Source organism: Bdellovibrio bacteriovorus (assembly GCF_025558485.1).
In the GTDB taxonomy this organism is placed as follows: Bacteria; Bdellovibrionota; Bdellovibrionia; order Bdellovibrionales; family Bdellovibrionaceae; genus Bdellovibrio; species Bdellovibrio bacteriovorus_G.
Genome location: NZ_CP102930.1, coordinates 2,863,093 through 2,884,920, shown reverse-complemented (window position 1 = coordinate 2,884,920; position 21,828 = coordinate 2,863,093). Strand labels below are relative to the sequence as shown.

General features: G+C 49.7%; 20 protein-coding genes. 10 read left to right on the top strand and 10 right to left on the bottom strand.

What is annotated here, in order from left to right:
- Positions 1-44: 44 nt before the first annotated feature.
- Positions 45-1,685 (bottom strand): DEAD/DEAH box helicase, encoded by a 1,641-nt coding sequence (locus EZJ49_RS14185; protein WP_262552864.1) that lies wholly within the window; start codon positions 1,683-1,685, stop codon positions 45-47.
- Between the two features lie 58 nt (positions 1,686-1,743).
- Positions 1,744-2,559 (bottom strand): alpha/beta fold hydrolase, encoded by an 816-nt coding sequence (locus EZJ49_RS14180; protein WP_262552863.1) that lies wholly within the window; start codon positions 2,557-2,559, stop codon positions 1,744-1,746.
- A gap of 152 nt (positions 2,560-2,711) precedes the next feature.
- Between EZJ49_RS14180 and EZJ49_RS14175 the strand changes: the two genes are divergently transcribed.
- Positions 2,712-3,917 (top strand): CCA tRNA nucleotidyltransferase, encoded by a 1,206-nt coding sequence (locus tag EZJ49_RS14175; RefSeq protein WP_262552862.1) that lies wholly within the window; start codon positions 2,712-2,714, stop codon positions 3,915-3,917.
- 19 nt (positions 3,918-3,936) lie between these two features.
- Here the strand turns inward: EZJ49_RS14175 and EZJ49_RS14170 are convergent, their stop codons facing one another.
- The 4 genes from EZJ49_RS14170 to EZJ49_RS14155 all read right to left on the bottom strand — a co-directional run bounded on the left by EZJ49_RS14170 (position 3,937) and on the right by EZJ49_RS14155 (position 8,454).
- Complete coding sequence (locus EZJ49_RS14170; protein WP_262552861.1) at positions 3,937-4,284, bottom strand: hypothetical protein; 348 nt, start codon at positions 4,282-4,284, stop codon at positions 3,937-3,939.
- Positions 4,285-4,465: 181 nt separating this feature from the next.
- Positions 4,466-5,527, bottom strand: coding sequence for a chemotaxis response regulator protein-glutamate methylesterase (locus EZJ49_RS14165; RefSeq protein ID WP_262552860.1), 1,062 nt, complete (start codon positions 5,525-5,527; stop codon positions 4,466-4,468).
- 15 nt (positions 5,528-5,542) lie between these two features.
- Positions 5,543-6,415 carry a CheR family methyltransferase gene (locus EZJ49_RS14160; protein WP_262552858.1) on the bottom strand — a complete coding sequence of 291 codons (873 nt, stop codon included), beginning with the start codon at positions 6,413-6,415 and terminating at the stop codon, positions 5,543-5,545.
- Positions 6,412-8,454 (bottom strand): chemotaxis protein CheA, encoded by a 2,043-nt coding sequence (locus tag EZJ49_RS14155; protein ID WP_262552856.1) that lies wholly within the window; start codon positions 8,452-8,454, stop codon positions 6,412-6,414. The genes EZJ49_RS14160 and EZJ49_RS14155 overlap by 4 nt, the downstream gene beginning before the upstream one ends.
- A gap of 284 nt (positions 8,455-8,738) precedes the next feature.
- Here EZJ49_RS14155 and EZJ49_RS14150 point away from each other — a divergent pair, with 284 nt between their 5' ends.
- Both EZJ49_RS14150 and EZJ49_RS14145 read left to right on the top strand, forming a co-directional pair.
- On the top strand, positions 8,739-9,221 hold the full coding sequence (locus tag EZJ49_RS14150; protein WP_262552854.1) for a chemotaxis protein CheW: 483 nt from the start codon (positions 8,739-8,741) through the stop codon (positions 9,219-9,221).
- A gap of 223 nt (positions 9,222-9,444) precedes the next feature.
- Positions 9,445-9,849, top strand: coding sequence for a hypothetical protein (locus EZJ49_RS14145; RefSeq protein ID WP_262552853.1), 405 nt, complete (start codon positions 9,445-9,447; stop codon positions 9,847-9,849).
- 96 nt (positions 9,850-9,945) lie between these two features.
- Here the strand turns inward: EZJ49_RS14145 and EZJ49_RS14140 are convergent, their stop codons facing one another.
- Positions 9,946-11,979 carry a transketolase C-terminal domain-containing protein gene (locus EZJ49_RS14140; RefSeq protein WP_262552852.1) on the bottom strand — a complete coding sequence of 678 codons (2,034 nt, stop codon included), beginning with the start codon at positions 11,977-11,979 and terminating at the stop codon, positions 9,946-9,948.
- Between the two features lie 37 nt (positions 11,980-12,016).
- Between EZJ49_RS14140 and add the strand changes: the two genes are divergently transcribed.
- The 7 genes from add to EZJ49_RS14105 all read left to right on the top strand — a co-directional run bounded on the left by add (position 12,017) and on the right by EZJ49_RS14105 (position 18,534).
- Positions 12,017-13,042, top strand: coding sequence for an adenosine deaminase (gene add / locus EZJ49_RS14135; RefSeq protein WP_262552851.1), 1,026 nt, complete (start codon positions 12,017-12,019; stop codon positions 13,040-13,042).
- Positions 13,039-13,617, top strand: coding sequence for a DUF6624 domain-containing protein (locus EZJ49_RS14130; protein ID WP_262552849.1), 579 nt, complete (start codon positions 13,039-13,041; stop codon positions 13,615-13,617). Before add ends, EZJ49_RS14130 begins: the two co-directional genes overlap by 4 nt.
- Positions 13,617-15,356: a gamma-glutamyltransferase gene (ggt, locus tag EZJ49_RS14125; RefSeq protein ID WP_262552848.1), complete on the top strand. Its 1,740-nt coding sequence runs from the start codon at positions 13,617-13,619 to the stop codon at positions 15,354-15,356. The genes EZJ49_RS14130 and ggt overlap by 1 nt, the downstream gene beginning before the upstream one ends.
- A gap of 113 nt (positions 15,357-15,469) precedes the next feature.
- Positions 15,470-15,622, top strand: coding sequence for a hypothetical protein (locus EZJ49_RS14120; RefSeq protein ID WP_262552847.1), 153 nt, complete (start codon positions 15,470-15,472; stop codon positions 15,620-15,622).
- A gap of 74 nt (positions 15,623-15,696) precedes the next feature.
- A complete protein-coding gene (gene pip, locus EZJ49_RS14115; RefSeq protein ID WP_262552842.1) occupies positions 15,697-16,644 on the top strand; it encodes a prolyl aminopeptidase in 948 nt (315 codons plus the stop codon).
- Between the two features lie 168 nt (positions 16,645-16,812).
- Positions 16,813-17,604, top strand: coding sequence for a S1 family peptidase (locus EZJ49_RS14110; RefSeq protein ID WP_262552841.1), 792 nt, complete (start codon positions 16,813-16,815; stop codon positions 17,602-17,604).
- A gap of 87 nt (positions 17,605-17,691) precedes the next feature.
- Entirely contained in the window at positions 17,692-18,534 is an 843-nt protein-coding gene (locus EZJ49_RS14105) for a S1 family peptidase (protein ID WP_262552840.1), read from the top strand.
- On the opposite strand, the gene EZJ49_RS14100 is transcribed toward EZJ49_RS14105, so the two are convergent.
- From EZJ49_RS14100 to EZJ49_RS14090, 3 genes are read right to left on the bottom strand one after another with little or no spacing between them, the layout of a single operon-like run.
- Positions 18,514-19,281 carry an alpha/beta fold hydrolase gene (locus EZJ49_RS14100; protein WP_262552839.1) on the bottom strand — a complete coding sequence of 256 codons (768 nt, stop codon included), beginning with the start codon at positions 19,279-19,281 and terminating at the stop codon, positions 18,514-18,516. The two genes, EZJ49_RS14105 and EZJ49_RS14100, sit on opposite strands and share 21 nt — an antisense overlap.
- Positions 19,269-20,849 carry a 2-succinyl-5-enolpyruvyl-6-hydroxy-3-cyclohexene-1-carboxylic-acid synthase gene (gene menD, locus EZJ49_RS14095; RefSeq protein WP_262552838.1) on the bottom strand — a complete coding sequence of 527 codons (1,581 nt, stop codon included), beginning with the start codon at positions 20,847-20,849 and terminating at the stop codon, positions 19,269-19,271. The genes EZJ49_RS14100 and menD overlap by 13 nt, the downstream gene beginning before the upstream one ends.
- Positions 20,846-21,688, bottom strand: a complete 843-nt coding sequence (locus EZJ49_RS14090; protein WP_262552837.1) for a chorismate-binding protein — start codon at positions 21,686-21,688, stop codon at positions 20,846-20,848. The genes menD and EZJ49_RS14090 overlap by 4 nt, the downstream gene beginning before the upstream one ends.
- Positions 21,689-21,828: the final 140 nt, after the last annotated feature.

Genomic DNA, 21,828 nt, shown 5'->3' with positions numbered 1-21,828 from the left:
TCCACTCGGAGCAGGCTTTTTTATTTTTAAATCCCCGAACAGGATTAAGAGAACAGACGCTTGAAGAATCCAGCCACCTTTTGGCCGATGGATTTCTGAGCCGCCACTGGAACTCTTTTTCTTGCAGAAGCTCCCTGACGTTGTTGCTGTTGACCATGCGGCTTGCGAGCCTGTTGGTCATGTCTTGGTTTCTGATCGCCACGTTTGCCGTCATGACGTTTCGGTCCACCTTCATGCTGTCTTTTCGGACGGTTGTCCTGACGGCCTTGCGGGCCTTGTCCCTGTTGAGCACCTTGTGCAGATTTCTGCTGACCCTCAGGACGTGGGCCACGTTCCTGACGAGGACCACGATCGCCACGTTCACGGCGAGGACCACGATCACCACGTTTTTCACCACCACGGCCCCCTTCACGAGGAGCACGGGCGCGATCCAATGATTTTGGATAGTGACCTTCAAAATGCGAGGACATTGGTTTGAAGTCTTTCACCAACTGGTCGTTTTCCAGATAGCCGACTTCAACTTTGTGTTTCAGATAATCTTCAATACGCGCCAAAGATTCGATGTCCTTGTCGCCCACCAAAGAAAATGCCTGGCCCGTGGTGCCTGCACGACCGGTACGGCCGATACGGTGAACGTAGGATTCAGAATCCATGGGAAGCTCAAAGTTCACAACCATGTCCACACCCTTGATATCCAGACCGCGAGCCGCGACGTCTGTAGCAACCAGGATGTTCATGTCATTTTCAGCCTTGAACTGCTCAATCACGCGATTGCGCTGCGCTTGCGTCAGAAGACTGGAAATCGCCATCGCCGGGATTCCGTTTTCAGTCAGGAACTTGGCAATTCTTTCCACGCTCATTTTAAAGTTCGTGAAAATGATGGCTTGTTTTGGATTATGCACTTTTAGCAAAGACAAAAGGTGCTGAGGCTTTTCCTCGTTACCCACGTGGAAGATCTGGTCTTTCACGTTTTCTGCTTTGGCCTGATCGCGGCTGATGTTGATTTCAACCGGCTCGGAACCAAACTGGTAAACCGTGTTCAAAACATCAAAGTTCAAAGTCGCACTGAACACCAGCAACTGACGTTCGCGCGGAACACGTTGCAGGATGTATTTCATGTCATCTTTGAAGCCCATGTCGAACATACGGTCCGCTTCATCAAAGACAATCGCACGAACCTGCTTTAGGTCCACCAGATGTTCTTTGTACAGATCAATCAAGCGGCCTGGAGTTGCCACGATAAACTCAACGCCATTTTTAAGCGCCTCTTTTTGTTTGTCGTAACCTGTTCCACCGTAAATCGCAAAACCACGAAGGCCGGATTCAGTGCTTAGCTTGTTGATGTTGTCCTGAACCTGTTCGGCCAATTCACGCGTTGGAACCAGAATCAGAATAAAATTCTGTGGTTTCCAGTCTGCGAACGCACGCTTTTCAATAGCGGCTTTTTGTTCTTCAGTGATTTCGCCCTGTGCCGGGCGAGCGCGCAAAATACGCTCCATCAAAGGAATCAGGAAGGCTGCTGTTTTACCAGTGCCTGTTTGAGCAAGACCAGCAACGTCTTTGCCATCCAGAACAGGAGGCATCGCCTGTTCCTGGATCGGGGTGCAATCATCGTAGCCGATTTTTTGGATTGCAGATACTAATAGGGAATCTAAATTCAATTCTGAGAATTTCACAACTTTCATTACTCCGGTCTGAAGCTTCCAAGCTACTTAGCAGGAAGCTAAAAGTCAAAGCAGGGGCTTAAAAGCCGCCCACAAACATTTTTAAGGCTTCTGTAAAAGCCTGAGGTTGATCTGAGTGGACCCAATGTCCAGCTCCGGGGATTACGACGCCCTTAATCATAGGGTTGCTAGTCAGCATCTTGTCGTAGTTTTCCTGCGAAAGCTCTTTCGAGTTGGCTCCTCTTACCAGCAGGGTCGGCATTTTCAGGGACTTCACCTCGTCCCATCTTTCATCCGTTCTTCCCAAACGAACGGAATCAATAATGCCATTTTTAGAAAAACGCCAATCGACAGTGCCATTGGGCTGCTCGGTCATATTGGAATAGAAATAATTGGCCATCACCTGGATGTTCTCGCGGGTCTTTGCGGTTTTGACAAAGTCCTCAAAGAAATAGCGCTTGGCCTCTTCACGGGTGGCAAACGGCGCCGGAACCAAATTCAATAAATATTCGTAATACTCATGAGCCTGCGGGTTGGCTTCTGGTCCAATGTCCTCAATCACCAGCTTGGACACGCACTCGGGGAAGCGAGAGGCAAAGTTCAAAACATTGCGTCCTCCCATCGAATGCCCGACCAGAACGAACTGATCCCACCCCAACTCGTCCACAATCATTTTGAGGTCATCGGCATAGTCCTCAGGACTGTAACCTTCGGCCGGCTGGAAAGAGCGGCCATGCCCCCGTTGATCGTACGCCAGACAACGCTCGGTTGTCTCGAGTCCCTGAATGATCTTGCGCCAGTTCTGCCCATAGCCCATCAGACCGTGAACGAAAACCCACTTGCGCCCGTCTTCAGGGCCGTACAGATGATGGTAGAAATTATTGAGGTAAGACATAACTTTTTATACTCCTCCATCATGCCTCCGTCATGTTGATTTATTCAAAAGACCCTCAATTATTTCAAGGACTTAAGATCAAAGACTTGTCCTGTCGGTCTTTTGTTATTCACGTTTGAATTTTGATGCGAAGGGATGTAGATTCAGCCTCAATGACTGCCCAACAAAAACCCCAGCTCCACGAGGACTGGATCGACTCCTACGCATTAAGAATTGTTCGGAACCTTCAAGACGCCGGTTTTGAGACCTACCTGGTCGGCGGTTGCGTTCGAGATTTGCTTGTAGGGATTCATCCAAAAGATTTTGATATCGCCACCAGCGCCCACCCCAATCAGGTGCGCAAAAAAGTTCCCAACGCTTATGTTATCGGCCGCCGCTTCAAGCTGGTCCTTGTAAAACGTGGCGATCAGCAGTTCGAGGTTGCGACTTTCCGTCGTAACGTGACTCAGGAAGAACTGGCAGAACAAGGCGACGACACAGTTGAAGGCGACAACTATTTTGGAACTGTCGAGGAAGATGCGGTTCGCCGCGACTTTACCTGCAATGCCGTTTTCTATGATCCAGGCGCACAAAAACTGATTGATTACTGTGGGGGTATTCAGGACATCGAAAATCGCGTGTTGCGCATGATCGGTGAACCGAAAGCACGCCTGATTGAAGATCCTATTCGTATCCTGCGCGCGATCCGCCTGTCCCACAAACTTCATTTTTCCATCGAATCCAGCATGCGTGCGGCGATTGCCGAATGCAGTGGCGAACTGAAAAAATCCGTTCTGCCACGTCGTCGTGAGGAATGGCTGAAGTTCATGCGCCTGAAAGAGCCACATCTGGCGTTCATGGAGCTGTTTGATTTGCACATTCTTGAACAGATTCTACCAGGCCTGCAATCTGTGTTTGTGAATCCCGCGAAGATGGAAACTTTTGAATTGCATATGGCTCGCATCAACGTTGCAGGCATCGACAAGAGTGATCCGATGGAACTGTTTGCCGCCTTTATGATGGGCTTTATGAAAGCTCAGTACGGCGAAGATCCGTGGAACCACGATGAGCTTTCCAACGATGCGAAACTGGCGTATTTCATGCGCGAGGAAATGGGCATCTTCAAACAGGAAGCTGCTGTCTTCTTTAAAGCCCTGCATGTTATGCAGGGTCTGCATCGCATTGAACAGTACAATCGCAAGGGCGAACGCCGTCAGGCGGCCTTTGTGATGAACGAAGCCTTCCCTCTGGCGATGAAACTGGCCATGATGGATTTCTCTTTGTCTCCGGCGCAGATGTTATTCTGGAACGAGCAGCGCGAGAAATTCTCCCGTTCCAGCGGTTTTGCCCGTGTAAAACACGAGGAAACCCACCACTAAGTTCCCTAAGGGTCTCAATTCAAGCCATTTCAAATTGAATTGAGACCAAATTATTGAAGCTCCCATTTGAAAAGCAGATAATAAAGGCAGTGTCACCCAGCGTGGTCTGCCTGAAAGATCCACGTAAAACGATGGAAGGTTTTGATATGGGACGGAACGACCAAAAGAAGAACACTTTCCTTATTATCAGCGGCGATAAAACGCGCATCCATAAATGCACCTTACGAACCCCCTGTTCAATGTCTTTGAATGTGGAGGAACTTTGGAAATGTTCCAGCGTGCGTTTGTTTTCAGTTTTGGCAAATTCGAGGGCTTTGGGGCCTTCCACTTCTTCCAACCAGATATACGGATCATTGTCGTGACTCATTTTTAACTCCTGTGTGTTGTGCGAAAATGTCTGGCATCCCAAAAAAGTCAGAACGCAGAAAAAAGGACCCACTTGCCGAATTAGATTCATTCGAACTCCTTGAAAATCCTTATAATTTTTATTGAAGACTCTCTTGGACTCAAGAGATTAAACGAAATTTTCCGTCCCCTAAGCGGCCCATCTAGGCCGCGTTACGGGCTTGCAAGTGATTCAGAAGATCCCCGGCAATGCGATCCAACGGCAGGATCTTATCCGCAGCCCCCAAAGCCACAGCTGCTGCTGGCATTCCATAGACCACGCAAGTTTCTTCATTCTGTGCCACAGTATAGGCACCAGCATTTTTCATTTCCAGCAGACCTTCGGCGCCATCCTTACCCATACCGGTCAGAACCACACCCATCGCATTTTTACCGACGTATTTCGCCACGGATTTCATCAGATAATCTGCGGCGGGACGCACACTGTGCAAAGCCGGTCCCTGATGAAGCTTCACATAGTAAAAGGCACCACTGCGCGTGATTTCCATGTGATAGTTACCCGGAGCAATCAACACACGGCCGGGAACTACCTGATCGCCCTCTTCAGCTTCTTTCACTTCAAACGGGAACAGTTTATTCAGATTTTCAGCAAAGGATTTTGTAAAGCCCGGTGGCATGTGCTGCACAACCAAAGTGCCCGGAATATCCGCTGGCATTCCACTTAAAAACACTTTCAAAGCCTCTGTTCCACCGGTAGAGGAAGCCACCGCCAGCAACTGGTGCGTGGTACGCGCCAGGGATGTCGTCGGTTTCTTCACGACAGCAGCACCTGTTGGCACTGTCATCTTAACCGGATTGATACGGGCTTTGGAAACGGCTTTAACTTTTTCAATAATGGACTGAGACAGGGATTCCAGACTTTGACTGACGTCGATGGAAGGTTTTTCCATGATCTCAATCGCTCCGGCCTCCAGAGCGCGAAGATAAGTTTCAGAACCGGTCTTGGCCAAACTGGAAAAGATAATCGTTCGGGTTGGGAAATGCTGCATGACTTTTTCCAGAAAGCTGATGCCATCCATACGCGGCATCTCCACATCCAAAGTCATCACATCCGGCTTTAAAGCCACCAGCTTGTCACGGGCGATGTAAGGGTCCGAAGCCGTTCCCACCACTTCAATATCCGGGCAGGTGGAAAAGATTTTCTCCAACAACTTACGAATCACCGCCGAATCATCCACAATCAAAACACGAATTTTTTGAGCCATAAGGGCCTCTATTCTTTAAATTTTTTGATAAACCGCGCGAGACATCGGCTTCAAGCCCGGATGTTTCACGTTGCCTGATTCCGAGTGTCCCAGAATCAGGTAGCCACCAGGCGCCAGACATGCCACCAGATTGTCGATGACCTTCTTCGTGGTCGGCTCATCAAAATAAATCAAAACATTTCGGCAGAAGATCACATGGAACTTGTGCTGAAACTCGTACTTTGGATTCATCAAATTAAACGGAGCAAAACGGATCATGTCGTGAATCTGATCCTTGGCTCTCCAGTACTCATCCCCGTTGGCTTTGATTTTTTCAAAGTAGCGGGTGCGCTGCGCCGGGGGCAATCCCTGCATTTCACGCTCTTCATAAGTTCCGGTGGAGGCCTTTTTCAAAACCTGCAAATCAATGTCTGTCGCCAGCAAGCGCGGCTTCGTCGCCGGGGACATGTCCGCCGCTGCCTCACACGCCGTCATCGCGATGGTGTAGGGCTCCTGTCCTGTACTGGCAGCAGCACACCACAAACGCAAATCCGTGCCGAATTTCTTTGCCAGATCCGGCAGGACACTTTTCAGAAAATCAAAATGATTGGCCTCGCGATAGAATGACGTCATGTTGGTCGTCAGGGCCGAGATAAATTCAGATGTCAGTTCTGAACCACCCTTTTCCAGCATCGTCCAATACTCTTCATAACTTTTCAGGGAATGACGTCGCAGAAGCTTCACAATGCGATTGCGAATCAGCGCATGATTTTTCGGCGTCAGCGGCAGATCCACACCCGCCAGACTGTACATACGCTCTGCGAACCTCGTGAACATTTTGTCGGACAACTTGATCTCTTCAAAGTCATAAAGAGATCCTACAATTTCGTTCTTCTTAACAGCCGTCATGCTGCGATCTCCCGACCTTTGGATATATTACTGACCAGCGCCCCTGGCTCCAGAATCAGAACCGTTTTGCCGTCACCCAGAATTGCCGCACCTGCGACCTCCGGAATGTCCTGACCCGTTGTGATAGGTTTAACCACCACCTGCGCCTGCCCCAGAACATCATCCACCGGGAAGGCCATCTGACCTGTCATGGATTCGATGATCACCAGCATGGTTTCTTCACGGCGTGCACTTAAGGAGTTCTCACGACGTTGTGCCAACTGTGCATCCTTTTTATTAAGAGTCCAATTGATGGAACCCAGTGTTTTCGTCACATCAATCACAGGCAACAGATGCCCACGGATGCTGGCCACCTTACCGGCACCGGATACATGAGTGTAATCCTTCGGCAGCACACGCACGATTTCGCGGATCGAATGAATCGGCAGAATATAACGAGCGCCATCCAAAGCCACGATGATGCCGTCCGTGATCGCCGTGCTTAATGGAATCGTCAGACGGAAGGTTGTTCCCTGACCTGCTTTGGAATAGATATTGATTTTACCGTTGATTTTATCCAGATTGGATTTCACCACGTCCAAGCCAACGCCACGACCGGACAGGTCTGAAATCTTGTCCGCGGTGGAAAAGCCCGGATAGAAGATGTATTGGAAAACCTGTTCATCCGGAATGGACGCCGGGTCCACACCCGCCGGAACAAAACCTTTTTCAATGGCCTTACCCAGCACCCTGTCGCGGTTAATACCACCGCCGTCATCAGAAATATCAATAATAACGTTACCACCGGATTGTTTCGCGGAAACCACCACTTTGGCAGTGGCGGATTTTCCCCGTTCCTGACGCAGTTCTTTTTTCTCCACGCCGTGATCCATTGAATTACGAACCAAGTGAACCAAAGGGTCACCCAAAAGTTCAAACACCGTTCTTTCCACCTCGGTTTCCTCACCGATCAGTTGCAGATCGACTGGCTTATCCAAAGTCAAAGACACATCACGCACGATACGTTGAATTTTAATAAACATGGATTTCAGAGGCGTCATGCGGATGCTTAGAGTTTTCTCATACAGCTCGCGCACAGCCTTATCCAATTGATCCACGATGGCCTCCAGACGCAGATTCACACCACTGCGAACTGTTTCGTCATGCACCAATTGATTCTTCAGAACAACCAGTTCTCCGACAGCATCCAAAACGGAGTCCACACGACCGGTGTCCACTTTAATAGTGCTATTCAGATTCCTGCCGCCCTTATTGTTACCACCACCATTGCCCGCACTGGCAGTCGCCGCAGAAGCTGGTGTTGCCGGGGCTGCCGGAACCACTTTCAAAGCCGGAGCCGGTTTTTCAACCACAGCGGCCGGCGTCGGCTCTGCTTCCGCCATAACGGGCTCTGCCGCCACAGGGGTCACGGCCTGATTCGCCTGTTTTTCCGCTTCTTCTTTAGCATAGTATTCAGCCTGATCTTCCGGCGACAATTGCGCCAAAAGTTCTGCCAAAAGATCATGATTGGTCACATCATCTTCCGCCGCATAAGCTGCTGCTTCAGCAACCGGTGTCTGTGCGAAGAAATCATCGGGCGCTTCAATCTTCGGTTCATCCGCAGCTGGAGCCGGAGCATGGGAATGCTTGGAGGCCTTTCCAGAAAGCTGTTCGGTCAAAGTGATCAGCTCGGTCGTCAATGCGGACGGGTCCCAAGGGTTGTCCTGACCCTGCTGCAAGGAACCAATGCGATTTTTCAATTCGTCACCGGATTGCAACAACAAGGAAATCACTGCAGAGTTCACAAGTTCCGGACGGGAACGCAACAGATCCAAAAGGTCTTCCATCACGTGCGCGAACTTACAAAGATCGGCAAGCCCCACTGCCGCAGCTCCACCCTTTACAGAGTGAGCCACACGAAAAATATCAGTCAGGTCTTTGGCTGGATCGACACTATTTTCCAGTCGCATCATGTACTCTTCGTACTGCTCCAGCATAAAAGCGGATTCGTTCAGGAAATCCATCTGTAGTTCTTCAAAAAAAGCATTATCACCGCTCATGGCCGCTCCAAATAAGGTAAGAAATTCACACATCTTTATCGGAGCCTCCCCGTGTCTTCTATTTACTTCCTTGGTCCAGAATGAGACTGGTTCCACCCCCGTAAGAAAGTTGTCATGTTCAACAGGACCATTGCCCCAAGTTGAGTCAAACTGGACCCCAGAACATTATTTTTTAAAGACCACCGAGAAATCCTCTTAAGTCGCCTGCTTTTTTTCGCGAAGAGTGAAGGGTCCAATGTTTCTTTCTATGATTTTGAAAGGCTATTAAAATGAGCGATGTATCCATGAAAGCAAAACCAGGCCAGTATCTGACTTTCCAATTGATGGCTGAACAGTACGGCGTGGCTATCGAAACAGTGCGCGAAATCAATCAGTTCGGCGAAATCACACCCGTTCCAAGAACACCGGACTATGTAAAAGGTGTGATGAATCTGCGCGGTAAAATCATTCCGGTTGTAAATCTTCGCATTAAATTCGGCATGCAGGCTCAGGACACCACTCGTGACACATGCATTATCGTGATCGATACAGCCATCGGTCAGGTGGGTATGATCGTGGACTCTGTCAAAGAGGTTGTGGATCTGCAGGAATCACAAATCGAACCATCCCCAGTGCTGGGCAATGAACACGCAATGTCCTTCGTTCGTGGCATGGGTAAAGTCGATAACAAAGTGGTTATTCTGGTGGATATCGTTTCTGCTTTCTCTCAGGATCAAATGGGTCAAATGGCTCAGTTCTCCCACTCTGAAGAAGCAAAAGCGGCATAATCCGCAGTTTGATACAGGAAATTCCATGAAAGCCTGCGCCTCAAACGCAGGCTTTCTTTTTTAGTAAATACGAAGACTTAGATCACGCCCGTGATGGGGCTCTTGGCTTACGCCACAGTGGAACCGGCAAAAAACTTCACACTTTATTCCGCTAACAGAATTATAAACAGACTTTTCGTCCAAGACTTGATAGGCAAGACCCATCAAACAAAGGACTTAGACAATGAAAACAGTATTTTTCGTGACTGCGATGCTTTTCTCCAGCCTTTCTTTCGCGGGCCAGAGAGTATTTGACTGCCAGGCAACCAAGCTTTCCAAAAATCCGGAAATCAACGAAGATTTCAATATCCTGAAAAATCCAACCGTGCTGCTGATCGAAGACGCCAAGAACTGGTCTTTGAGTGTTGGTGATTACTCTGTTTCCACTTTGGACATGAACGGTCCGGCACTGGCCAGAGAATCCAGCTCTGCATCTGACACTGAAGTTCGTTATGACTTCTGGGTTGAAGGCTCTTACGAATTTGAATTGGTGATCAGCGTGGTGGATCACACTGCCAAAGTTTACTGGTGGGGTCTTGGCGAACAAACAGAAGTAGGCACTTTCGCCTGCGAAGTTTCCGTAAAATAAGCGGCACCCTAACGAAGTATCCGACAAAAATAAAAGCGAGATGAGGAAGCTCATCTCGCTTTTGCATTTTTAATACTATTGAACTGATGGTTGGAACTACCAAGCACCGCTTTTTTGAAAGAACACACCTGCGGTCTCAACAATCGCAGAAGCATCCACTTTGTGTTTGCGGTAAAGGTCCAAAGCCGTGTAAGCACTCTGACCGAACTCACCATGCACACCCAGGCTTTTTGCTTTGAAAGTCACATCCGCAGTGAGCAGGGCATGACACAGCAACTGTCCAAAGCCGCCCAACAACTGATGATCTTCCACGGTGATCAAGTGACCGTGAGTTTTCTCTAAAGCGGATTTAAAGGTTGCGATATCCACATGGTTCACACAAGCCGCATTCACCACGACAGCGCCAACACCTTTAGCTTCCAGATCCTTCGCCGCCTGCAAAGCCTGAGGCACCAAAGAACCCGTCGTTGCAATCGTCACAGACTTGGCTTTGCCTGCCGTCGTGTCTGCCAGAACCTGCGCTTTACGCAAATCATAGGTCGCCCCTGCAACGTAAGACTTAGGGAAGTTTTCACGCCCCAGGAAGAACACCGCTGAATTGGGAACTTTTCCTTCTTTGCGGGCTTTGGCAAAGTTTTCTATCACAGAGTACATCAAAGCATCGGCTTCTTCACTGCAAGACAAAGAATAAACATCCACATGCGGAATGGAAGAGGTCATCGCCACATAGCTCAAAGCCTGGTGAGAAGCCCCGTCCGCAGCATCCTGGAATCCTGTGTGAGAATAAACCGCGATGATCGGCGCTTCAGACAAAGCCCCCATCGTCAAAGGCAATGCCCCTTTCGTCACACCAAACTGAGCAAAGGTGTCCACCACCGGGATATAACCCAATTTGGATAGACCTGCCGCTGTGGAAACCATATTACTTTCCGCAATACCCACGTCAAAAGAATCCTGAGGGAATTCTTTACGGAAGCCTGCCACCCCAGTGGAACCCGGAAGATCCGAAGTCACACTTAGAACCGGCAAACCCGCCTTGCGCGCACGAACCATGGCGGAAGAAATTCCCACCTGGATCTTTTCGCCGGAATCTTTCACTGCATTGGCTTTGATATCTGCTTCCCATTTCAAAAGTTCGGAAATCCAGGTGTTATAAACTTCCGGCAAAGCGGCGCCATTATAGATCTCACCCAAAAATGCAGGCAGTTCAGAAGGACTTTTCAAAGGGAAGCCGTGACCACCGGACGCGGATTCCGCTGTTTTCTTGGTGCCAATGCCTTTGACGGTTTTAGCATGGATAACAACCGGCGCCTTCGGATTGGCTTTCGCCGTTTCGATAGCCGTCACCAAAGTGTCATAGCATTTTTGCAGATCATTGCCTTCAGGAAGACTGATAACGTTCCAGCCCAAATCCTTCAAAGAGGCAAAGGTCGGAGCCATAGAGAAAGATTCCGCATCAATACGACCGGAAAGTTTCGTGTTGTTATCACTGATGATCAGAACATAAGGACCCATTTTACCGATTTTTGCCAGTCCCGGAATTGCGGCGAAGGCCTCTTTCGCCTCCCCTTCCATGCAAGCTCCGTCAGAAATCGTCGTCACAGTCACACGGTTTTGCCCAGACAAGGCCTCACCCATCGCCACACCTTGAGTTTGTGGGAAAGCAGATCCCAAAGGGCCGTTGGAAATGAACACACCTTCAGGGAAGCAGTGCACTTCTCCGTGACCCGTCAGACCACTTTCGATAGAGCGGAATTTTTTAAGACTGTCCAAAGTCAAACCAGCCATTTGATAGTTGGCCTTCAGCGCATACAGACCATTTTCACAGTGACCGGCATCATTCACGATATGGAACAGGTCATACCACTGCTTGCCTTCACGCTTAGATACATCAAAAACATGTCCGTGCAATGCGGACATCAGTTCCGCCAAGGCCGCAGGACCACCGTAGTGAGAAGCAGCTCCCCCAAGGACGGCGTTCATATCCATCAAAGAAACTAGGGCGCGAGTCGCGTTAGGATCGGCCACGGGAATCTGACGTCCGTCTTTGCTGGTCACAAAGCTTTTGAATTGAGGTTCTTGAGTAGGGTTGCCTGCGAGTTTTGTTTTGATCTGAATAGGTTCTGTCATAGGATATAGTTTTACTGCCCAGAGCGAGGAACTTCAAATGGAAAGGCTTTATTCCCACAATATTCGCGACATCCTGAAGGTGGATCTCCATCGTCACTTGGACTGCTCAGTGCGTTGGAGCACCATCTTGGAACTGGCCCCCCAGGTGGGAATTCCCTTGGCGCCGACATCGCAGGGACAAAAAGATCAATTTTTGATTACCGGCCCCATGAAAGACCTGGGATCTGTACTGAACAAATTTATGAACGCACAGAAAGTTCTGGCCAGCGAAGAAATCCTGACCCGTATTGCTTATGAAGCCTGTGAAGACGCTTTCAACGACGGAGTGCGCCTTTTGGAACTGCGTTACGCACCGACCTTCATTGCAGATGGACATAAATCCCTGACCTTTGAAAAGATCCATCGCTCCCTTCTAAAGGGCATCGAGCAGGCCCGCAAACAATTCCCGATGCTGATCGGCCTGATTTGCATTATTCAAAGAATCAAGTCCTATGAGGTTGCGGAAAAAGTTGTGGATTTCGCCATTGACCACAAAGACAGCTTTTTGGCTCTGGATCTGGCTGACAACGAAGAGGGCTTTGATCCGAAGACCTTTGCGCCCCTTTTCCAAAAAGCAAAAAAAGCGGGACTACATATCACAGTTCATTCCGGAGAAACTCCCCAACCTGAATCCGCATCCTGGGTGCACGACAGTATCGAGATATTAGGAGCCGAACGCATCGGCCATGGCATTCAGATCGTCAATAACCCAACAGTTCTGGAGTTCGTGAAAGATCGTCGTATTCCATTGGAGATCTGCCCGATCAGCAACTATCTGACCCAATCCTTCCCGACTTACGAAGCCCATCCAATCCGTCAGCTGATGAAGGCCGGAATTCTTGTCACCATCAATTCTGACGACCCGGGTATTTTTGCCACCTGCCTCAGTGACGATTACGAAGTTCTTCATCGCGTTCACGGGTTCACCGCAGAGGAATTTCATCGCTGCAACCAGATCGCCTTTGATGCCAGCTTCTTCCCGGAGCTTGAAAAAAACCGCATCCTGACGGAGTTCTTCGGATGACATATGCAGAGGAAATTCTTCATCTGATGAGAGAGGACGAAGCCGTGCGCGAGGTTTTGGCCAGCACAGGCGAACTTTTTCACGGCTACCATCCGCAAATGGAAAAGGTGCACCTGCGCAATGCCCAGAAACTGAAAGAGCTGATTGAAAAAAACGGTTTCCCCACCATCGCTCTTGTCGGTGAAGAGGCCTGTACGGCCGCACTCAGAATCATTCTGCATGCGATCAGCTGGCCTGAATTTATGCGCGCCCAAGAGGAAGTTCTTTTGGAGCTGGTTAAGACCAATCAAGTTCCAAAATCCTACGTCGCATTTTTAGTGGATCGCATTCGTTTTTACGAGGGCCGCAAACAAATCTACGGCACCAATGCAGACTGGGATGAAAATGGTATTTTACGAATTTCCGACGTTGAGGACGAAGAAAACCTTAACACCCGCAGGGCTGATATAGGGCTTGAGCCTTTGGAAAGCCTGGTGATCACGCCGATGGATGGCGACTATCATCCGCCCGACCCCGAAAAAAGACACAAAGAATACATTGAATGGACTCATAAAACAGGTTGGAGGAAAGCCTGATGAAAACAACAAGACTACTCGTGCTATCCCTTTCGGTTTTGACCCTTGGCTGTCAAAGCACGCAATCAATTCAAAGCCCGGTCATTCGCACGGCGCAAGAGCGTCCTGACCACGCATCCGCCGAAGCCTTCGGCAGTCAGTTCGCCATTTCCACGCAAGGCCGGTACTCCAGCCTGGCGGCAGAGAAAATGTTTACACTGGGCGGAAATATCATTGATGCCACAGTCGCCGCTTCATTCACTGTTTCCGTTGAACGTCCACAGTCCACAGGTATTGGCGGCGGCGGCTTTATGATGTTTCATGAAGCCAAAACCGGTGACACCTACGCCATCGACTTCCGCGAAAGAGCCCCACTGAAGGCAACTCAAGACATGTACATTGGAAAAGATGGCAAAGCTGATTCCAAACTTTCACAAGATGGCATTCTGGCTGTCGGGGTTCCGGGAATGGTTGCCGGTCTTCTGGAAGTTCACAAAAGATTCGGCTCCTTGCCTTTAAAAACAATCATGCAACCGGCGATTGAGCTGGCTGAAAACGGGTTTGATATTTATCCGGAATTCCATCGCGCCCTTACAGATCGCGCCAATGTTCTGGCAAAAGATCCCGCGGCCAAAGCCATCTTCCTGACCAAGGATGGAAAAGTTCCTGCAATCGGAACCAAGCTTGTGCAAAAAGATCTGGCCAAGACACTGAAAATCATCGCGACAAAAGGCAAAGATGGTTTCTACAAAGGATCTGTCGCCAACTCCATCCTGAAGCTTTCCAAACAAAGAAAAGGCCTACTGACGCAAAAAGATTTCGACACTTACGAAGTTAAATTCAGAAAGCCTGTTGAAGGCAAAGTGGGTAAGTTTGAGGTGATCTCCATGCCACCACCAAGTTCCGGCGGAGTGCATGTGATTCAGTTCCTGGATCTTTTGAAAGAAGACTCTTTGGCTAAAGCTGGTCCCCTTTCCACCAAATCCATCCACCTTGCCGCTTCGGCCCTGCAATCAGCCTTTGCTGACAGAGCGGTTTATCTGGGTGATCCCGATTTCGGTCATGTCCCGGTGGAAGGTCTGTTGTCAGCGGATTATTTAAAACAACGCCGCTCCCAGTTTGAGGAAAGCCGCGCCCGCAAGGCTTCAGAAGTGTATGGCGGCGATCCGCTAAAATATGAATCCACTGACACCACTCACATGTCCTTGATCGACAATCAGGGAAATGCCGTGGCCTCCACTCAAACCATCAATGGCTGGATGGGCGCAGCTATCGTGGCTCCGGGAACCGGGATTGTCTTAAACAACGAAATGGATGACTTCGCAGCACAGGTCGGAGCCTCCAATTTGTTCGGAGCCATCGGTGGCAAGCCCAATGCCATTGCTCCTCGCAAAACTCCGCTAAGCAGTATGTCGCCAACGATTCTGCTGGAAAACAACAAGCCTGTTATGGCGGTGGGTGCTCCGGGTGGAACTCGCATTATCAGCTGTGTGGCTCAGACAATTCTAAATTACGTGGAATTCAAACTGCCGCTTTATGATTCCGTAGCCATGGTTCGTTATCATCAGCAATGGCAGCCGGATGTGTTGTTTATCGATCCTCCGGGACCGAAACCAGAGGTTCTAAAAGAGCTTAAAAACATGGGTTACGATGTTCGCGTGGAACCGATCCCCTGCAACGTGATGGCCGTAACCAAAGAAGGCGACAAACTGCACGGCGTGGCCGATCCCCGTGATATCGGTACCAGCATAGCCAAATAAGCCCCAGGCTGGTCGGGGTTGATTCTCAACCCCTTCTCATCTATTGATAGTTGTTCTCAATTACTGGATTCTTATCAAAACCTCCCCTTATGCTTAAGAAGTGGGAGGTGCGTGTGTCAGCAGTTCAGCTACGATCCAAAGATGCCCTGAAGCTTCTTCAAGCTCTCTTGAACCAAACCAACAGTCCCCAGGAATTTTCCCGCCTGTGCTGCCGTGCGGGTCTTTGCCCTCTTCTTCTGAAGGACAAACTAAAAAAACAGGACTGATCTCTCGGCTCCGCGCATTTTGACTTAACACTCAAACTGCGAGAGGCTTTGCTGTCTTTCACAGCGAGGTCTATATGCGCGAATTTTACCCAGCAATCGAGCCTTATAACAAAGGCATGCTGAAAGTTTCTGATATTCACACTCTTTACTGGGAAGAATGCGGAAATCCACAGGGAAAACCCGTGGTCTTCCTGCATGGCGGCCCGGGTGGCGGCGTGGCTCCGGATCACCGTCGTTTCTTTGATCCAAAGGCCTACCGAATTATTTTGTTTGATCAGCGTGGCAGTGGACAGTCCACTCCGTGCGCGGAGCTGCGTGAAAATTCCACGTGGGATCTGGTGAAAGATATCGAAACCATTCGCGAGATGCTGAAGATCGACAAATGGGTGGTCTTCGGTGGAAGCTGGGGTTCCACACTGGCTTTGACTTATGCGATCACACATACAGAGCGCGTAAAGGCGTTGGTTTTGCGCGGGATCTTCCTGTGCCGTCCTTCTGAAATCAAATGGTTCTATCAAGAGGGCGCATCTAACATCTTCCCGGATGTCTGGGACGAATACCTGAAACCGATTCCACAGAACGAACGCCACGATATGGTTACGGCGTATTACAAACGCCTGACTCACGAAAGCGCTGACGTCCGTCTGGAAGCAGCCAAAGCCTGGAGCAAATGGGAAGCAGCCACTTCCCGTCTGATCGTGGACCCTAAGGCTGTGGATGAATTCGACGATCCGGAATTCGCTTTGAGTTTTGCGCGCATTGAGTGTCATTACTTTACAAACAATGCGTTCTTTAAAACCAACAACTGGATTCTGGAAAATGTCGATAAGATCCGTCACATCCCGGGCGTTATCGTCCAGGGTCGTTACGATGTGGTCTGCCCGGCAACCTCCGCGTGGGAGCTTCACAAGGCCTGGCCGGAAGCAAAATTTACAATCATTCCTGACTCGGGCCATGCGGCGGCTGAGCCGGGAACGCGTTCAGCTCTTATTGAAGCCACCGACAGCTTCAAAAACCTGTAAGTCTTTCAGGCTTAAGGGGGATAAGTCCCCCTTATGTTTCTCATTAGCATTATCATCTTGTCATGTGGTGCCAAAATGGGGTTTATTCAGCCCACGAACTACAAATTTTGTAGGTCGTAATCCGGGGGGATTTTAGTGAAGCTGAATAAGTTGCTAATTTCGGGGATCATGACAAGCCTACTTTCTGCCTGCTCACCTCAAGCGAACAATTCCAGCGTAATCACAACAAATGCAGACGGAATCATCGGCGGCACAGAAGTGCAAGCCACCGACAAGATTCAAAACAGCATCGTCGCTGTTTACGACGCTTTCGAAGGCGAAATCTGCACAGGGTCTCTGCTTCCAAACAACATCGTTCTGACAGCCGCTCACTGTATCGGCTACTTCACCGAAGACATGTACGTTTTCTTCGGCACGGAAATCACCGCACTAAGCGAACGCCGCCAAGTGGATAAAGTTGAAGTGTCCCCTTACTGGGAAAATCGACAAGGCGAAGACTTCGACACGGGCGACATCGCCATGATTCACTTCACGGGAACAGTTCCTGCTGGCTACAAGCCCGTAACCTTCCTGCCAAACAAACGCAGCCTGAAAACAGGTATGGAAATCACGGTGGCGGGCTATGGCATCTCTGACGGTGTCACAGGGGATGGCGTGGGCCGCTTGCGTTCCACCAAAGTCACAATCAGTAATTTGAACTATAGCACCTCTGAATTCCTGATCGATCAAACCAAGGGCACTGGCGCCTGCCACGGTGATTCCGGCGGCCCGGCTTATGTTGAAATCAAGGGCGAACTGTACCTGATGGGCGTTACCAGCCGTGGCGTTAAGGACGATAACAACGATTGCTCGCAGTTCTCGGCTTTCACCAGCACCCTGTACTACAAGACCTGGATCAATCGCATGGCCACCAAGCTTTCCAAGTCTCTGGTCAATCCCGATCAGGCTCTGCAAAAATAAGCATCTAATTTTTTCACAAACACCAAGGGCTGCTACTCAAAAAGCAGCCCTTTTGTTATTTCAAAGCCCTACTTGGACTGAGGGACTATGAAAGCGAAGTTGTACGTTGGCTCTTTGATCGTTTTAGTATTGTCTGCCTGCTCTGAATCCCAGGACGGTTTTTCACCTGTCCCTGAAAACAGCGCTATTGTTGGTGGCATAGATACCAACAAAAACGACACCGTTTCCAACTATGTCGTACTGATCTATGACAACCCGACAAAGACTTATTGCACTGGCACATTGATTAAAAGAAATCTGATTCTGACGGCGGCTCACTGTGTGGGGGAAAAAGCCTCGGACCTGTCGTTGGCTTTCGGTATCAATCCCCTGACAGGCAACTATGTGCTTCGCAAAGCTTATAAAACAGCCACTCATGACAAATACAAAAAACTCAGCTCCAAGGACCGCAACGATCTGGGCCTGATTTCCATGAAAGAAACCGCTCCGTTAAATTATCGCCCGGTGGAGCTGGCCGATGCCTCTTTCCCGCTGAAGAAAGGGCAGGTCTTCACGGCCGCTGGCTACGGACGTATTTCTGGCAAACGCAGCACTCCGACGGACACACAGGGTTCGGGCCAGCTTCGCAATGTCGATCTGACCATCAATCAGTTCAGTCAGGATGAAACTCAATTCTATATCGATCAAAAGAACGGCAAAGGCATCTGTAGCGGCGATTCTGGCGGTCCGGCGCTGATGAGATATCAGGGCAAGGACTACGTCGTGGGCGTGGCGTCTGCGGTTTCCTGGACTGTGCCTGACGAAGTGAAAGCGGACGAGCGCAACCAGTACATCCAAAACAAGGATGTCTGCAAAGAGAAGTCCATTTACATGAATGTGAAAAGCTTCCGTGTCTGGATTGACACGGAATCAAAGAAGCTTTTGAACTAACTGACGAATACGCTCACCCAGATCCTTGGGGCTGTCGAACAAGACACGATGGGATGAAGACGGAATCACTTCAAACTGGAATCCCGCCACTTCATCCTCAATACGCCTGGACATTTCCACAAACTTTTCGTCCCGTTCTCCGACCAGCCAAATCAGCTTTTGCAACTGCCGGGCCAGCAGACTGCGCATGTTTTTCTGCTGCGCCAGTGACCACTGGGTCAAAGCCAGACTTAAGGTTTCCCGGGAGTATTCCTTTTCAGAGCGCAGAGGTTCGGCCTCACCACCGCCAAAGACCGGCTGCGCATTCCAGTTGCGCAGAACCATATCCCACGGGGCTTTTAAAAATTCCTCGGCCCAGTAAGAATCGTTCATCCAGCGCTGACGGCGCTCTTCAGAAATGGGATCAAAGGATTCGTGAACGTCATTAAAACCCGGATTGGTGGAAATCAGCACAACCTTGTAAAACAACGCAGGCTTTTTTTCCAGAGCATGCAGGGCCAGACGGCCTCCTAATGAATATCCCACCACGATATTTCGATCCGCGGCGGAACCATGTGTTTCCACCAGTCGAATGAAATTCTCGGCCCAGCTTTCAAATGAATTGCTTGGCCCCAAAGAAAGTTCTTTAAAGTAATCAGGTGTATAAATTCGCAATCCTTCAGTTTGCGGAAGATGCGCCTTTACTTGCGCCCAATCCGTCGGTCTTCCGAGAAAACCATGAAGGAAGAAGAGATTCACTCTTTCCACAACGAGTCGTACTCCTTCCAGAATTCTTGGGTGTGCTCCCAGTTCGGACAGAGCTCAATGATCTGGTGATCTGCAAAGTCCAACGTCACAGCCTCGTCTGGAATAGTATGCCACTTTTGATAGGACCAGTTCCACATCTTTGCCCATGAATCGAACGAAATCTGGTGCTTGTTTATGAAAATCTCTTTCTTAAACATGCGGTGGAATATTTGTCCTCCACCATTGTTGATGACCACAATGCGGAGTTTTTTCACGTCCAACTGAGAAGTTGCCCAAAGTGACGATAAATCATACAGCGCGGTTAAATCTCCAACAAGACACCAGTTTTCAAGCTCTGGATGCGCCCAGCCCAGGAAGGTGGAAATCTGCCCGTCAATACCGTTGGCGCCACGATTGGCCGCCACGCGTGCCGGAGGGAAATCATGTGAAGAACTGGAGTCCCATTCCCGAATCGGCAGGGAATTCCCCAGATAAACGGATGCACCCTTCATGCGTTTTGAAAGTGCGTAGATCTGGCCCTGTTCAGAGTCAGGATATTTTTCCAGCAACTGACGGATTTGTGAAGCTCGCGCAGAATCCTCGATGTTGATCTTCACATTTTCATGGTGAGGATAGTTGAACTCCACCTGACTGAGCAAATCCAGGGAATTACAATGTTGCACCGGACGGCTCAAACCAGTGTAGTGATTGAAACTGACAGAGAACACCGGAAGATCTTTGTACTTATCCTCCAGATCGCGCCAGACGCGCGCAGTGGGAACCCCGCCAATACGCAGAATGGAATCGCAAACACCCATTCCCAGAATACGATGAATCATTTTTTCGCCAGAGCGGATTTCAACATCTTTTATATCCGGATGGCCACGCAAACTGGAAATACCTTCGCAGTAAACCGGAGCTTTGTACTGCTTCAGGAACTCAAGCACAGTCCCGTAAGCTTTTTCCGGCAGAATTCCCACAATCACCAAAGGTTTGTGAGAATTAATAAAGTCTTCCATTTCCTTCAGTGTGCCCAGTGGGATTTGGGCAGGCAGCTTGGTTCTTTCAGAAACACTGGGGATATGAATTGCCGGCACCGGGCCGTCAATCAGAGGCTCTTCAAAACTGACATTCACATGAACTGGTTTTTTCCAGGACAGGGACTTAAATGACAAGTGAGAATTTTCACTGTCCAAATCCAAAGCCACTTCGTTGTAGTAAGAGAAAATACCAACCTGCTCAATCGTCTGCGGCGCACCGGAGCCACGATAATGCTTCGGGCGATCCGCCGTTACCAAAATCAATGGCAGAGAGGAATATGTGCCCTCCACCGCTGCCGGCAAAAGTTCTGCCACCGCAGTTCCTGACGTGGTGATAATCGCCACCGGACGGCGAGTGCTGGCAATACGCCCCAGGGCGAAAAAGCCCGCAGAACGCTCTTCAAAGAAGGAATACACTTTTAGGTTTTTACATTCGTCCAGAATATGAACCATGGGACTGTTGCGGGCTCCGGCGCACAGGATGAATTCTCTCACCCCGGTGTGAACCAGTTCCTGAATGACTTTTGCTGCCAGTTCCATGTTTGTCATACTTCAAGCCCCAATACTTTTTTCACTGACAGGCGCTTTTGATAAAGCTCCCGCCATTCTCTTTCCAATTCGCTGGCTGCCACAACGCCACAGCCGGAACCAATCATCGCAGAGTCTTTGCTCCACTGCAAATTGCGAATCGCGACAAGACACAGAGCCTCCTCAGCATTCATAAATGCAAAAGGACCTCCGAAATAACGCCGCCCTTCCTGCCCCGGCAGACTTTGCATCCACAGATACCCTTGCGAACGCGGAGCCACGCCCAGCGCCGGAGTTGGATGCAGACTTTTCGCCAACGCCACAAAGTCCGGACGCGTCTGACAATGAACCTGAATGTCGGTTTTTAGGTGATACAGAATCGGCAGCTCCAGAATGTGAGGCCCTTGAGCCTCCACTTTGCCCCACTGCCCCAGAAGTTTGGAAATATCCTCCACCACCAGCTGGTGCTCAAGCATTTCCTTGGGATCTTTCAGAAGAGATTCCCGCTCGGTGCTTTCACTTTTTGGGCACGTTCCGGCCAAGGCCATCGTCTGCAAAATTCCCTGCGAATAGTCGAAAAGAACTTCTGGCGTCGCCCCCAGCAGACCTTCCCCCTGCTGCCAGAATCCATAGACATACAAAGTCGGCGGAGCCTGCAACAGCTGCAAGATCATCACAGCACGGTCATGTGCAGCAACGGACTGCGCCGCACGAGCGAACACAGCCGGAACAGCTTTCTGAATTTCATTTTTCTGAATTCTGGTTTGAATGACACGCAAGGCTTCTGCGAAGTCTTCTTTGCGTGGCTCTGCCCAGGAAGTTTTCGCTAAGGGCTCCACAATAGAGGCTTCTTTAGACAAGTACGCCTCACAAATTTGGCGCAAGTCCTCTGAAGACAGCTTGTGGACGGCCTTTCCGCTCCATAAGGAGGGCTTCGTCAAATCATAGAAATCCGGGCAAAACACTGAAATTTCGACACTATTCGGGCTCTCAGCCGCCG